General features: G+C 67.9%; 18 protein-coding genes. 10 read left to right on the top strand and 8 right to left on the bottom strand.

Annotation, left to right across the window (positions count from 1 at the left end; all coding sequences use genetic code 11):
- Nucleotides 1–104 precede the first annotated feature (104 nt).
- On the top strand, nt 105–431 hold the full coding sequence (locus NI2_RS29830) for a winged helix-turn-helix transcriptional regulator (protein ID WP_067497730.1): 327 nt from the start codon (nt 105–107) through the stop codon (nt 429–431).
- An 8-nt stretch (nt 432–439) separates the two neighbouring features.
- Here the strand turns inward: NI2_RS29830 and NI2_RS29825 are convergent, their stop codons facing one another.
- Entirely contained in the window at nt 440–1564 is a 1125-nt protein-coding gene (locus NI2_RS29825) for a glycerate kinase (protein ID WP_067497727.1), read from the bottom strand.
- A 264-nt stretch (nt 1565–1828) separates the two neighbouring features.
- On the opposite strand from NI2_RS29825, the gene NI2_RS29820 reads away from it, so the two are divergent.
- On the top strand, nt 1829–2140 hold the full coding sequence (locus tag NI2_RS29820; RefSeq protein WP_067497724.1) for a GNAT family N-acetyltransferase: 312 nt from the start codon (nt 1829–1831) through the stop codon (nt 2138–2140).
- Here NI2_RS29820 and NI2_RS29815 read toward each other — a convergent pair.
- On the bottom strand, nt 2134–2895 hold the full coding sequence (locus tag NI2_RS29815) for a lysophospholipid acyltransferase family protein (RefSeq protein ID WP_067497721.1): 762 nt from the start codon (nt 2893–2895) through the stop codon (nt 2134–2136). The genes NI2_RS29820 and NI2_RS29815 overlap by 7 nt on opposite strands.
- 105 nt (nt 2896–3000) lie before the next feature.
- Here NI2_RS29815 and NI2_RS29810 point away from each other — a divergent pair, with 105 nt between their 5' ends.
- From NI2_RS29810 to NI2_RS29800, 3 genes are all read left to right on the top strand, one after another.
- Nucleotides 3001–3639 (top strand): YqgE/AlgH family protein, encoded by a 639-nt coding sequence (locus NI2_RS29810; RefSeq protein WP_084457503.1) that lies wholly within the window; start codon nt 3001–3003, stop codon nt 3637–3639.
- 67 nt (nt 3640–3706) lie between these two features.
- Nucleotides 3707–4216, top strand: coding sequence for a sigma-70 family RNA polymerase sigma factor (locus tag NI2_RS29805; RefSeq protein ID WP_067497718.1), 510 nt, complete (start codon nt 3707–3709; stop codon nt 4214–4216).
- Complete coding sequence (locus NI2_RS29800) at nt 4213–4887, top strand: zf-HC2 domain-containing protein (RefSeq protein WP_067497715.1); 675 nt, start codon at nt 4213–4215, stop codon at nt 4885–4887. The genes NI2_RS29805 and NI2_RS29800 overlap by 4 nt, the downstream gene beginning before the upstream one ends.
- Before the next feature lie 42 nt (nt 4888–4929).
- Here the strand turns inward: NI2_RS29800 and NI2_RS29795 are convergent, their stop codons facing one another.
- The 3 genes from NI2_RS29795 to NI2_RS29785 form a co-directional block, all read right to left on the bottom strand.
- Entirely contained in the window at nt 4930–5712 is a 783-nt protein-coding gene (locus tag NI2_RS29795; protein ID WP_067497712.1) for an ABC transporter permease, read from the bottom strand.
- The gene (locus NI2_RS29790) at nt 5709–6665 is read right to left on the bottom strand and encodes an ATP-binding cassette domain-containing protein (RefSeq protein WP_067497709.1); all 957 of its coding nucleotides are present in this window, start codon (nt 6663–6665) and stop codon (nt 5709–5711) included. Before NI2_RS29790 ends, NI2_RS29795 begins: the two co-directional genes overlap by 4 nt.
- A 105-nt stretch (nt 6666–6770) precedes the next feature.
- Complete coding sequence (locus NI2_RS29785) at nt 6771–7295, bottom strand: EXLDI protein (protein ID WP_067497706.1); 525 nt, start codon at nt 7293–7295, stop codon at nt 6771–6773.
- A 140-nt stretch (nt 7296–7435) separates the two neighbouring features.
- On the opposite strand from NI2_RS29785, the gene NI2_RS29780 reads away from it, so the two are divergent.
- The 5 genes from NI2_RS29780 to NI2_RS29760 are packed head-to-tail and all read left to right on the top strand — an operon-like array spanning nt 7436 to nt 12264.
- The gene (locus NI2_RS29780; RefSeq protein ID WP_067497792.1) at nt 7436–9145 is read left to right on the top strand and encodes a thiamine pyrophosphate-binding protein; all 1710 of its coding nucleotides are present in this window, start codon (nt 7436–7438) and stop codon (nt 9143–9145) included.
- Nucleotides 9146–9162: 17 nt separating this feature from the next.
- Complete coding sequence (locus NI2_RS29775; RefSeq protein ID WP_067497704.1) at nt 9163–9822, top strand: DUF8713 domain-containing protein; 660 nt, start codon at nt 9163–9165, stop codon at nt 9820–9822.
- A gap of 2 nt (nt 9823–9824) precedes the next feature.
- The gene (locus tag NI2_RS29770) at nt 9825–10838 is read left to right on the top strand and encodes a 3-oxoacyl-ACP synthase III family protein (protein ID WP_067497703.1); all 1014 of its coding nucleotides are present in this window, start codon (nt 9825–9827) and stop codon (nt 10836–10838) included.
- Nucleotides 10835–11884, top strand: a complete 1050-nt coding sequence (locus NI2_RS29765; RefSeq protein ID WP_067497700.1) for an aminotransferase class I/II-fold pyridoxal phosphate-dependent enzyme — start codon at nt 10835–10837, stop codon at nt 11882–11884. Before NI2_RS29770 ends, NI2_RS29765 begins: the two co-directional genes overlap by 4 nt.
- Complete coding sequence (locus NI2_RS29760) at nt 11881–12264, top strand: cupin domain-containing protein (RefSeq protein WP_067497697.1); 384 nt, start codon at nt 11881–11883, stop codon at nt 12262–12264. The genes NI2_RS29765 and NI2_RS29760 overlap by 4 nt, the downstream gene beginning before the upstream one ends.
- A 2-nt stretch (nt 12265–12266) precedes the next feature.
- Here NI2_RS29760 and NI2_RS29755 read toward each other — a convergent pair whose 3' ends face one another.
- The 3 genes from NI2_RS29755 to NI2_RS29745 all read right to left on the bottom strand — a co-directional run bounded on the left by NI2_RS29755 (nt 12267) and on the right by NI2_RS29745 (nt 13475).
- On the bottom strand, nt 12267–12620 hold the full coding sequence (locus tag NI2_RS29755) for a hypothetical protein (protein WP_067497695.1): 354 nt from the start codon (nt 12618–12620) through the stop codon (nt 12267–12269).
- Between the two features lie 91 nt (nt 12621–12711).
- Nucleotides 12712–12993, bottom strand: a complete 282-nt coding sequence (locus NI2_RS34210) for a hypothetical protein (RefSeq protein WP_133733882.1) — start codon at nt 12991–12993, stop codon at nt 12712–12714.
- 74 nt (nt 12994–13067) lie between these two features.
- Nucleotides 13068–13475 carry an SdpI family protein gene (locus NI2_RS29745; RefSeq protein WP_067497689.1) on the bottom strand — a complete coding sequence of 136 codons (408 nt, stop codon included), beginning with the start codon at nt 13473–13475 and terminating at the stop codon, nt 13068–13070.
- Nucleotides 13476–13478 lie beyond the last annotated feature (3 nt).

Below are 13478 nucleotides of genomic sequence, written 5' to 3'. Positions count from 1 at the left end.
CCGGTTTCCATGGTGTCGGCGTCGGCAGCGCGCGGGAAGACCGCACGTCGCAGTGCGGTTGCTTACCTATAGGTTCGGAATACGGTCAGAAGGGTGCGCAGACGATGAGCAGTGACGCAGATCACCAGGTGTGTGGCATGAGCCTGGCTATCGACGTAGTCGGTGGCAAATGGAAACTGCACCTGATGTGGGTGCTCGGCGAAGGGCCGCAGCGATTCGGGAACATCCGGCGGCTGCTCGACGGGGTGAGCGAGAAGGTGCTCACCGAGAACTTGCGCCATCTCGAGGCGGCCGGGGTGGTGCGTCGCGAGATCTTCCCGGAGATCCCGCCGCGCGTCGAATACTCGCTGACCCCGCTCGGCGAAACGCTGCGCGACGCGCTCGCCCCGCTCGAGGCGTGGGGCGACCGGCATCGCGCCGTGCTGGTGTGACCGGCGGGCTACAGGTGTTCGCGGGCGATGCGCTCGCCGATGCGCTCGAGTAGTTTCCCGGCGGTCAGCATCGACCGGGCCGCGTCGGGTTCCAGTTCGCTGAGCGGATAGCAGGCGGCGAACCCGGCGGCGCGAATCTCGCCCGGCGACAGCATCGTTCGACCCACCGCTGCCACCACCGGCACCCGCGCCGCGTTGGCCGCCGCGGCGACACCCACCGGCGCCTTGCCGTGCATGCTCTGGTGATCGAGCGACCCTTCACCCGTCACCACCAGCGTCGCCCCTTTGACCAGCGCGGTGAACTCGAGCAGCTCGAGCAACACGTCGATGCCGCTGCGCACCTCGGCGCCGAGGACGGCCAGCGCCCCGAAACCGGTGCCGCCCGCCGCGCCCGCGCCCCCGATCTCGGCATAGCCGGTGCCGAGGATGGCAGCCCAATGGGTGAGTGCCGCTTCGAGTTTCACCATCATGTGCCGGTCGGCGCCCTTCTGCGGCGAGTACACCGCCACCGCACCGGCCGGGCCGAGCAGCGGGTTGTCGACATCGCAGGCGAGGGTGAACCGTGCCCGCGCGACAGCGGGATGCAGGCCGGCCCGGTCCACGGCCGCCACCCGGCTCAGCAGGGTGACGACGTCCATCGCGGTGCCGTCCAGTTCGTCGTTGTTCTCGTCGAGCAGGCGCAGGCCGAGTGCCCGCAGCAGACCCGATCCCCCATCGGTCGAGGCGCTTCCACCGAGCCCGAGCACGATCTCGCGCGCCCCCGCGTCCAGCGCGTGCGCCACCACGACGCCGAGACCGAAGGTGTCGGCCCGCAACGGTGCGAGCCTGCCACCGGGAAGTTTCACCAACCCGACCGCCGCGGCCAGCTCAACCACCGCGGTCTCGTCGCGCATGGCGTACACCGCCCGCGAAGGCTCGCCCGTCGGCCCCGGCGCGTCGATCTCGACCCGCTGCCACCCGGCCGCCGCGAAGGCCTCGACCATCCCGTCCCCACCGTCGGCCACCGGCACCGCCCGCACATCGGCCCCTGGCGCCCGGCGCCTGATCCCCACCCCCAACGCGGCCGCCACCTCGGGCGCGGTCAGCGAACCCTTGAACTTGTCAGGGGCAAGCACCACTCGAGGACCACTCATCCCGACATTCTCCGGGCAAACCCCAGAACCCGCCACCGTCTTCGACAACACCACTGCGCGAGAACGCACCGCCCCGCCTTCCCGGCCCCGCACTCCCCGACCTCGAGGAGGGGACGCCGCGAAGCGGCGGTTCGCGGCCGTCCCGACGATCAGGTGCCGTGGCGTAGGCGACGAGGGAGCAAGCCACGGTGCCGGATCGTCGGGACCGGCGGGGCCGCGAACTCGAGCGCGCCAGCGCTCCAACAAACACTGTAGCTTCTACCCATGGCGACCGAGGTCCGCGAAAATACCGCGCTGGAGCGGTTCGAACTCATCTCCGACGGTACCCCCGCCGGCTACATCGAATACCAGGACACCGGTGCCGAACGCGCCCTCGTCCACACCGAGATCTACCCGGAATTCCAGGGTCGCGGGCTGGGTAACACGCTGGTCGAGTCCGCGCTGACCACCAGCCGCAAGGAAGGGTTCGAGGTGCTGCCGATGTGTTCGATGGTGCTGCACTTCATCACCGAAAACCCTCGCTACATCTCCCTGGTCCCACAGGGAGCCAGGGAGATGTTCGGGCTGCCTCAGTAGTTGGCGACGGCGCCGTCGACGGCGGCTTGCAGTTCGTCCTTGACAAGGCGGGCGATATCGCCAGGTCGCGCGGGTAGCTCCAGCACGGGCGTACGGAAGTAGAAGCTCGACGACACCACCTCGTCGGCGCCGGGCTCGATCGCGTCGGCGGGGCGTGGCCCGTAACTCAGGCCGATGGCGACGAGGGCGGGCGGGGCCGCGAGTTTGGCAGCGCGGAAGGCGATGTGCCCGATACCGCTGCCGACCGGCTGCACCGTTTTGTGGTCGACGAGGTTGCACGTGCCCTCGGGGAAGACCGCGAGGTGATCGCCGTCGGCGAGGCGCTGGGCGCACACGTCCATCATGCGCTGCCCTGCCGCGTTCACCGCGCGGATGCCGTGGTCCTTGCCCCGGAACACCGGGATCCCGCCCATCATGTCGACCTTGCGGCGCTGTTCGGGATCGGCGAACAGTTCGTCCTTGGCCAGCACACGTACCCGGCCGATCTTGGCGCGCAGCGGAGACCGCCAGGCCGCGGCGGCGACGGTGTACGGGTCGCTCGTGGACAGGTGGTTGATGGCGTAGATGATCGGCCGCTTGCCGCGCACCAGCGCGGCGACCTGCGCCTTGGCGCCCTCGGCGTAGCTGATCCTCGGCCGGAACCGCCGGGCGAGCACCGCGTAGGAAGCCAGCGCCTTCCACCGGTTCTGCCGATGTCGCAGGTAGTAGTCGTACACGGCGTCGCTGTCGTCGAGCAGGACTTCGGGCGTGTGCATGCCGCGACCCTACCGGGCATCGCCCGGCCGGTCGGGGCGAGATATTTCCGGCTCTCCCCGGGTCGAGGGAAGCGCGGGACCCCGATCCAATGCGATGATGGGCCGGTGGCACGCGGAGACGACCCGGACGAACGCCGGACTCGCGACGGGCACGGCGACGACCGACGGCGCGGACAGCTCGGTGCCCGCATCCGTGCCGGTAACCTGCTGGTGTCCGCGATCGACCTGGTAGAACCTACTTTTCGGCGGACAGTCGTGTACGTCATCGAGCACAACGACGCGGGCAGTCTCGGCGTGGTGCTCAACCGCCCGAGCGAGACGCCGGTGCGCGATGTGCTGCCGCTGTGGGCCGACCTGGTGGCCGAGCCGGCCGAGCTCTACATCGGTGGACCGGTGAAACGCGACGCCGCGCTGTGCCTCGGCGTGCTGCGGGTCGGCGCCGAGATCGGCGAGGTGCGGGGGCTGCGCCGGGTGGACGGGCGCGTGGTGCTCGTGGACCTGGACGCCGATCCCGACGAGATCGCCCCGCTGGTGGAGGGCATTCGCGTGTTCGCCGGGTACGCGGGCTGGTCGATGGGTCAGCTCGAGGGCGAACTCGACAACGACGACTGGGTGGTGGTGTCGGCGTTGCCGTCGGACCCGGTCGCGACCGATCGCCACGACCTGTGGGCAGGAGTGTTGCGGCGTCAGCCGTTGCCGCTGTCGCTGCTGGCCACCCACCCGATTGAACTAGAACGTAATTGATCCCGTTACCCCTGCGACGAGCAGGAGTAACACCATGAACCCCGACGAGCAGTGACCCGGACCGCCGATGGACGACGGTCGCGACGAACTGATGCGCGCGCTCTACGCCGAGCACGCCCCCGCGCTGTGGCGCTTCACCCTCGGCTTGGTCCGCGACCCCGGCCGGGCCGAGGACATCGTGCAGGAGACCTTGCTGCGCGCCTGGCAGCGACCCGCGGTGCTCGCGCAGACCGGCACCTCCCCGCGAGCGTGGTTGTTCACCGTGGCCCGTAATCTCGCCGTCGACGAGCATCGCAGCGCCCGCAACCGCCGCGAGTTCGGCACCGACGCACCACCGGAGCAGGTGAGCCCCGACCAATCTGATCGGGCGCTGGACGGTTGGCTGGTCGCCGACGCGCTGAGCACGTTGAGCCCGGATCACCGGGAGGTGATCGTGCGGGCCTACTATCGCGGGCTCGGTGCCGCGCAGATCGCCGAGGAGCTGGGTATCCCGCCGGGGACGGTGAAATCGCGGCTGCACTACGGCATGCGGGCGATGCGGCTGGCACTACAGGAGATGGGGGTGACGACCCGATGACCGACCTCGCCGACGAATACAGCACCTGGGACGCCGCCTACGTCCTCGGTTCGCTCGACGCGGCCGAGCGCCGCGAGTACGAGGCCCATCTGCTCGACTGCCCACACTGCCGCGAGGCGGTCGCCGAGTTGGCGGGGATGCCGGGGATGCTCGGTCTCGTGGATCGCGAAACTGCGTTGTCGATGGTCGAACCATCCTCCCCCACACCCGATCTGGTGTCGCTGGCCGGTGCCGCCGAGCGGCGGCGCAAACGCCGTCGGCTCACCACGATCGCCGGTGCGGTAGCGGCCGCCGCGGCCGCTGTGGTGATCGCCGTTCCGGTCACGATGCAGGTCACCCGTCCGCCCACCGAGCAGGTCGTAGCCGAGCAGCAGATGCGTGCGCAGGCACAGTCCCCGGTGAGCGCTCAGGTGCGCCTGATTCGCGACGGCGACCGCACCCGCCTGGTGATGACCTGCAGCTATGGGCAAAGCGACTACGGCTACACCGCGAATCTCGCCCTGGTGGTGACCGCCGCCGACGGTCAGCGCACAGAGCTGGACCGCTGGCCCGCCGGCCCCGGCACCGAACTCACCATCGATCGCACCATCGACGCGGCACCGGAGTCGATCGACCGGGTCGAGATCACCTGGGCCGATTCGGGACGGACGGTTCTGGTCGCGGACATGTGAAAAGTCCGGCCGCCCACTCCGGGCGGCCGGACCTGTTGTGTCTCAGCGGGTTTGCCTGCGGAAGATGGATTTGGACCAGAGGAACCCGCCGCCTGCGATCGCGGCGCACCAGGCCAGCGACACCCAGCCGTTCACCCCGATCTCGGTGCCCATCAGCAGTCCGCGCAGGGTTTCGGTGATGGGGGTGAAGGGCTGGTACTCGGCGAACTGACGCAGGCCGACCGGCATGGTGTCGGTGGCGACCAGGCCGCTGCCGAGGAACGGCATCATCACGATGGGAAACGGTGCGTTGCTGGCGCTTTCGGCGTTCGGTGACAGCAGGCCGAGTGCGATGGCGAGCCAGACGAAGGCGAAGGTCACCAGGGCGAGCAACCCGAAGGCGGCCACCCATTCCACAGCGTTGGCGTTGGGCCGGAATCCGATGAGCAGCGCCACAGCGGTCATCACCGTGATACCCGCCATCGCTTGGATGAGCGCGCCGAGCACATGGCCGGTGAGCATCGAGGATTGCGAAATCGCCATCACCCGAAAGCGATTCACGATGCCCTTGCTGGCGTCGGTGGCTATCGAGACCGCCACAGACACCGTCATGTACGCGGGCAGCAGCAACAGCATGCCGGGGGCGAGGTAGTCGATGTACTCACCGCCGGAGGACTTTTCGAGCGCACCGCCGAACACGTAGTTGAACACGAGCAGCAGCACGATCGGCATGATGATGATGCTGAACGTCATGCTCGGATAGCGCTTGGCGTGGGTGATGTTGCGGCGCAACATCGTCATGGTGTCGGCGAACGTGTGATCGCGCCGGACGGTCTGAGTGGTCATCGCACGGTCTCCTGAGTGGTCGGCTTGCCGGTGAGGGTGAGGAACACGTCGTCGAGGTTCGGGGTGTGCACCGAGATGCCGCCCGCCTCGATCCGATTGGCGTCGAGCACATCGAGCACCGCGCGCAGCGAACGTACGCCGCCGTCACCTGGCACGGCGAGGGTGAGGCCGTCGCTGCCTTCGAGCACCTGCGCCGAGGAACCGAGGGCGGAACGCGCCGCGTCGAGGCGGGCAGGATCGGCGAAGTCGATGCGGATGTGTCCGCCGGGAATGAGCCGTTTGAGTTCGGCCGCGGTGCCTTCGGCGACGATGCGGCCCTGATCGAGCACCGCGATGCGGTCGGCCAGCTGATCGGCTTCCTCCAGGTACTGGGTGGTGAGGAAGACGGTGACGCCGAGGTCGTCGACGAGCGTGCGGATGATGTCCCAGATGGACCGGCGGCTGCGCGGGTCGAGTCCGGTGGTCGGTTCGTCGAGGAAGATGATGCGCGGATCGCCGACGAGGGTCATCGCCAGGTCGAGCCTGCGGGTCATCCCGCCGGAGTAGGTGCTCGCCGGCTTGTCGGCGGCCTCGACAAGATCGAACCGCTTTAGCAGTTCGGTGGCGAGACTGCGGATCTCCCGCTTCGGGAGGTGGTTCAGGGCACCCATGAGCTCGAGGTTCTCGCGGCCGGTGAGCAACTCGTCGACGGCGGCGAACTGGCCCGTCACGCCGATGAGTTCCCGCACGTCGTCGACCGAGGCGCGCACATCGTGGCCACCGACCCGGATCTCGCCGTCGTCGGCGCCGATCAGGGTGGTGAGGATCTGCACGGTGGTGGTCTTGCCCGCGCCGTTGGGGCCGAGCAGGGAGAAGATCGTGCCCTCGGCGACGGTGAGGTCGATGCCGTCGAGAACCGTGTGCTCGCCGTACGCCTTGCGCAGGCCGCGGGCGGTGATGGCCGGGTGAACCATGGTCGTCCCTTTCCAGAAGATTGCATTCATTGGTGCGAATAAGTGCATGTTTTAGCCACACCGCCCCCTCGGGGCCGCGGTGTCGGTGAGAGTTGTTGTGGTGCGCTAGATGTCGAGGTCTTCGATGCGCGGGTGCGCGGTGACCTCTTCGACCTTGCGGTACAGGTTGTCGGGGATGCGGTCCTTCAGGTCCCTCAGATCGTCGAGGATCTCGTACTCGTAGTCGCCCCAGTCGGTGGCCTGCTCGCCGATGCCGAGCAGGCGCCGCCAGTTCTTCCAGTCCTTCAGGTCACCGAGGTCGTCGGACGGGTAGTCCTTCCACTTCGCGGTGTGGGTGGCGAGCACGAACTTGCCCTTGCGGCTGCGATACACCTGCTGGTGCAGCGTCCGCTTGTCGGTCATATCGCGCCATTCGCCCAGCAGCACGCCCTGAAAGCGCACTTGCCGCACGCCGTCGCGACCGACCCGGAGGACGACCTCGTCGAACCCGGCCACACGACCCTCCTCCGACTCGATGAGCTTGCGCAGTGCGCTGACCACCGTGCTGGAGAGGTTGCCGCCGACGAGCTCCTGCGCCCGCTGGAAAACCGGCAGATCGTCGTCGGATACGTAGATCGTCTTGTTGGGCATGAACTCAATATACATAGATGTATACGTACACACAAGGGTTGGTATTCACCCACCCTCTGAACTCGGTGTCGGCGTGCCACGTAATCCCAGGTGACGGCGGTGGATACCGCTGTGGATTGTGTGGCGGAGAAGGAGTGCCGATGCCGGACCGAGTGGTGGACTACCTGGTGCGGGCGGTGGCCGACCGGGGCATCGGCCAGATCTTCGGCGTCGACGGCGCCAATATCGAAGACCTCTACGACGCGATCTTCGACGCGGGCGGTCACCCGGCCGGGATCATCGCCAAACACGAGTTCTCGGCGGCGACCATGGCCGACGGGTACGCGCGCACCACCGGTGGACTCGGGGTCGTCGCCGCGACCTCGGGTGGTGGGGCGGCGAATCTTGTTGCCGGGCTGGCCGAGTCATTTGCATCGCGGGTGCCGGTACTCGCGCTGGTCGGTCAGCCGCCGACGAGCCTGGAAGGTCGCGGCGCGTTCCAGGATTCCAGTGGACTTGCCGAATCCCTCGACGCCGCAGCATTGTTCGCGACCGTGAGCCGATACTGCGCGCGGGTCGCCGAACCGGCGCAGGTGCCTGGGCAGCTCGCCGAGGCAATCGCGGCAGCCGAGTCCGGTGGCCCTGCGGTGTTGTTGCTACCCAAGGATATTCAGCAGCAGATGATGCCGGATCTGATCGCGGCACACAGCAATGGTCAACGGCCCGCGACGGTCGGCCGGGCAGTCACTGTACCGACCACCTCTGCCATCCACCAGCACAGCGCCCTTGCCGAGGTCGCCACTCAGCTCGCCGCCGCCCGCAGGTTGGGAAAGGTCGTGGTCATCGCGGGCGATCAGGTCGCCCGTGATGATGCCCGCACCGAACTCGCGGAACTGGTCGAGGCACTCGATGCCTCGATCGGTGTGGCGCCGGACGCGAAGGACGTGTACTCCAACACCGGCCCCGGCTTCTGCGGTGTCGCGGGCAGCATGGGTCACGCCGACCTGCTCGAGGCGCTCGAATCGGCGAGTGCCTGCCTGCTGGTCGGCACCCGCCTACCGGTCACCGCCCGCGCGGGCCTCGACGACGCCCTCGCCGGGCTACCCCTGCTCAGCGTCGGAGCGCTGACCCCCTACCTGCCCGCCACGCACGCGACCAGCACCGACCTCGTGACCGCGCTGACCGTCCTGCATCCCGAGCGACACCACCCCGTGGTCGACCACGACTCAGTGGTAGCCACACGCACCGAACCGCACAACACCGACCTCACCCTCATGTCCGTTCCGGCCGCCGACGGCCCCGGCCTGCGCTACCGCACAGTCGTGGAGGCGATTCAGCGCGAATTACCGGAGGGCGCCGACATTTTCGTCGATGCGGGTAACACCGGCGCCTCGGTGGTGCATTACCTACGGGTGCCCGAGGGTGGACGATTCGTCGTCGCGCTCGGCATGGGTGGCATGGGTTACGCGTTCGGCGCCGGAATCGGTTCGGCGTTCGCCCGCGGTGCCGCCCACCGCACCGTCGTGATCGCCGGCGACGGGTCGTTCTTCATGCACGGCATGGAGATCCACACCGCCGTCGAATACGACCTGCCGATCACCTTCGTGGTGTTCAACAACAACGCGCACGCCATGTGCGTCACCCGTGAGCAGATCTATTACCGAGATCGATACAGCTTCAACCGTTTCCGCACCACACGTCTCGGGGCGGGCATCGCCGCCATGTTCCCCGGACTACCCGCCCACACCGTCGACGAACCCACCGAACTCGACGCGACCCTGCGCCGTTGCCTGACCACCGACGGTCCGTCCTTCGTCGAAATCCTTTGCGACCCCGACGAAATCCCGCCGTTCCTGCCCTTCCTTTCCTGACCGACGAGGAGAACACCGTGACAACAAGTGCCCTGCCCGCACTCAGCGACATTCCCGGCCAGACGGTGCCCGGCGTGCTGCGCATCGAGAACTCGGATCGGGAGGCGACGACCCCGATCATCATGGACATGCTGCGTTCGGTGTACCCGCACGACCAGATCTTCGGTGACTACTGCCCGGTCCAGACCTATATCGACGCACCGCCACGCGAGGTCTTCGAATATCTCGCCGACACCCGTTCGCTCGAGGAATGGACCTACAGCCTGCGCGGATTCACCGAAACCGACGAACCGGGGCTGTGGCTTTCCTACGACCGGCTCGGTGACGAGACCAAGTGTTTCACCCGCACCGTCGCCCATTCCGACGCGATGACCGTCGATTATCACTGTGCCTGGGACCAGTCCGAACACCTGTGGATGATCTACCTGATGCGAGTGGTCGACGCGCAAGTGGTGTTCCACAAGCCCGGTTCGGTGGTGCTGTGGGTGAACTGCAAGCACCCCTTCTACGACGAGAACGGTTATCCCGAGACCGCGCCGCCGAAGCGGCCGGTGTGGGTCGGCGATTTCTGGGAGATGTTCTCCGCCGGTCACCAGCTGGAGCTGGACAACCTCAAGGCCATTTGTGAATACCGCGCGGCCAACGGGCTGCCGATCAAGCCGGAGTGGATGCAGTGAGTATGCCGTCAGTGAGTCTGGTCGATGTCGCGAGTTACCTGCCCGGTGACCCGGTGCCGACCGAATACTTCACCCAGTTCTCCCGCTCGGAGCGGATGGCCAAGAACGTGATGTTCCGTTCGCCCACCGGCCGCCACCATGTGGCGCGCGACGAAACCGCCGTCGACATGGCCGAACGCGCCTTCGACGTGCTGCGCGAACGCCACGGCGCCGACCTCGCCGCCGAGATCGACATCATCATCACCCATACCCAGCTGCCCGACAATCCGGTGCTCGGCGCCGCACCCGAGCTCGCCCGCAGGCTCGGTGCGCGCCCCTCGCAGGTGCTCGACGTGCACAACAGCGGCTGCGCGGCCTTCGTGCACATGATGGCGATGGCGCGGATGATGATGGCGACGAGCGATGCGAAGACGGCGCTGATCGTCGCGGTCCAGAATTGCGCGGGCCCGGTGTTCACCCAGCCCGATATCCGCAAACTCGCCCAGGCCCCGGTGCCCGGCGACGGTTGCGGAATCGGTCTGCTGCGCAGGGACGATTCGGCGCCGATTCTGGATATCGAATGCCGCACCTACCCCGAATTCGCGGGCGATATGGACTTCACCACCAACGGCACCCGCAAATACTGGGAACCGGGCGAGGGCCAGGGGTGCGTGAGTTTCTCCGAATCGAAGATCACCAAGGTGTTCGCGCGTGGCAACCGGCTCGTTCCGGAAGTGGCGCTCGCGGTGTGTGATCGGATCGGGGTGAAGAGCCGCGATATCGATACCTTCGTCACCAATCAGCCCAATCGGCTGTTCCTGCGCAATTGGCACGACGCGCTGGAATTGCCCGCCGACCGTCATCCGGACACCTTCGACCGGTGCGGAAACCTTTTCGCCGCAGGCATTCCCGTGACGCTCGATGTGGAGAACCAGGCCGGACGATTGCGCAACGGTTCGGTTGTGCTGCTGTCGGCGTTCGCGCACGCGGGTGACTTCGCCGGTGCCGCGGCGGTGCGCTGGGGAGCGGCGCGATGAGTGTGCGGTTGATCGAGCCGACCATCCCGTCGCAGCGGTTCGGCAGCGCACCGGTACCGACCGCGTTCGACCTCGGCCTCAGCGAGAATCCCTTTCCGCCTTTACCCTCTGTTCTCGCCGCGGTGAAAGAGACACTCGCCCACGCCAATCGGTACCCGGAGTTCTTGCCGCAGGAACTGCCCCGAATCATCGCCACGCACCTCGGTGTCTCCTCCGCAGACGTGGTGGTCGGTGCCGGGGCCACCGGGGTCGCGATGCAGGTGATGCGCGCCCTGGGTGGCGGTGAACTCGTCACGAGCACACCGACATTCGACGGGTATCCGATCATGGCGGAGATGGCCGGGATGACGGTCGTCCCGGTGCCGCTCGATCTCTCCGGCAACCAGGACCTCACCGCCATGCGACGCGCGGTGAACCGGCGGACGGTGCTCGTCGTGCTGTGCAGGCCGCACAATCCGACCGGGACGGTGCTCGAGGCGAGCGCCGTTCGCAAGTTCGTCGCGGCGGTGCCGCAACGGGTGCCGGTGCTGCTCGACGAGGCCTACGTCGAATTCCTCGCGGCGGGCGATCGGCTCGATCTGCATGCTCTGCTGGCCCGGCATCCGAACGTGCTCGTCCTTCGGACGTTCTCCAAGGCGTACGGGCTGGCGGGGCTGCGTATCGGCTACTGCGTCGGGCGCGGTGCGCTCATCGAGCGTGTCCGCGCGCAACAGTTGCCGTTCGGGGTCGCCACCGCCTCGGTCGCCGCCGTGCGGGCCGCCTACGCGGCAGGCGAGGAACTGCGCGAGCGGGTGGAGCGCATCAATCGGGAACGCGATGTGTTGCGCTTGTCGTTGCGGGCATGCGGTTTCGACATTCCGGAAAGTCACGCGAACTTCCTGTACCTGCCGGGGCCCGGCGTGGCGACGGCGCTGCGCCGGGCCGGGATCGAAGCCAAGGCCTATCCCGACGGCAGCGCCCGCATCGCGGTAGGCGATCCGGCGGCGGGACGCGCCGTGCACGCTGCCCTCGCCTGGCTGCGCGGAGGTGGTTTCATGACGACATGATCCGCAGGTGCACCCGAGTGTTCGTCGCCAACCCGGCCCCGGCGGTCGGCACCGCCAGCCGTACGCTGCTGCGCCTGCGGCTGGCGGGCCGCGACATCGTCGTCCGCCGCACCCGTATCGTTCCCGGCGGCACCAGCGGCTGGCATTTCCACGACGGAACGTTGTTCGTGCTGGTCACCCGCGGTGTGCTCGACCATCCCTACCTTGCTCGCGGACCCGCCGAATATCGCCGGTTCCGGCTGTTCCGCGAGCCGAGCGGTCCGCACAACGCCCACGTCGCCCGCAACAACGGGACCACCGAGGTCCGCATCCTCGTGCTCTACGTGAACCCGGCGGGTGCGCCGCTGTCACGTCAGGTGCCAGCCCCGTCGGGCGGCTGATTTCAGCAGCTGCCGCCTCCACCGCAACTACTACTGCTGCCCCCACCGCAGCTGCTCGACGAGCTCGAACCGGAGTCACAGCTGCTCGACGAACCGCCGCCGTCCGACCAGTTGCTGGACGAGCCGCCCGCATAACCGCCGTTGTAGGTCCAGTCGCTACCACTGGACCAGCGGTCGTTCCGGTTCCGGCGCTGACGCGGGCCCGGCCGGTACTGCGGAGACTGCCGAGATCCCGAATCGAGTGCCGCCTGCAAAATCGCGGCGAGAATGGCCAGCGGAACGAACACCACCATCGCCACAACCAGTACAGCGACGCCAACACTGAGAACCGTGCCGACGAGATCGACGAAACTCATGGCTCCTCCTGATTCGGGATCTGCCTCTCGATCCCGAATCTAGGTGCGCCACCTTGCGATTCACTTACCGCGAACTAGCAGCGCCACCCGGTCAGCTGCCGCCGCCGCAGCCACCACCCCCGCCGCCGCCATCTCCGGAGTGACCACCACCGCCACCGCCCCAGTCGAAGAACCCCGCCGCCGACCAACCGCCACCACTGGCACCCGCCGCGCCGGCGCGACGAGCCTGCGGCTTCGTCAACAGGACCCGCTCACGCCTGCTCTGCACGATGCCGACGACGAACAGCACCCCCGCGAGCACGAACAAGGCGATGCCGAGCCAAGGAACGAAGCTGACGGCGACCACGCCACCGAACGCTACGAGAACCACCACTCCGAAAATCATCATGAACCCCCCGGTAAGTACCTACTTCCGTTGTACCGGAAGGGCGGCGGCGGGACCAGGAATCAGTTGGCGGGGGCGCAGGTGTCGCGGAGGGAGCAGCTGCCGCAGGAGGAGCCGCAGCCGCCGGCCGGGGCGGGGGGCAGGAGGGGTTCTACCGTGCGGGCGGCGGCGTTCGCGCCTGCGCCGAGGGTGAAGATGGCGATCACGGCGACGGCGGCGGCGACGCCGAGGGCAGCGAAACCGCCCGCGACCAGAACCACGAGGCCGCCGGCGAACAGCAGGGCGCCCGCGCCGACGGAGGTGGGGGCGGCGATGCGGTTGGCGATGCGGAAGTTGTCGTCGCTGTGCAGGGCCGCCTCGGTGGTGACACCGAGGAAGCGATTGCGGGGCAACTTGCCGAGCAGCCCGAGCACACCGGTCGTGATGGCGACCGCGGCCAGCGCGAAGAGCAGAAGAGCGACGACGACCATTCA

This window comes from Nocardia ignorata NBRC 108230, assembly GCF_001612905.1.
GTDB classification, from domain to species: domain Bacteria; phylum Actinomycetota; class Actinomycetes; order Mycobacteriales; family Mycobacteriaceae; genus Nocardia; species Nocardia ignorata.
This window is presented reverse-complemented; position numbering and strand designations above follow the sequence as displayed.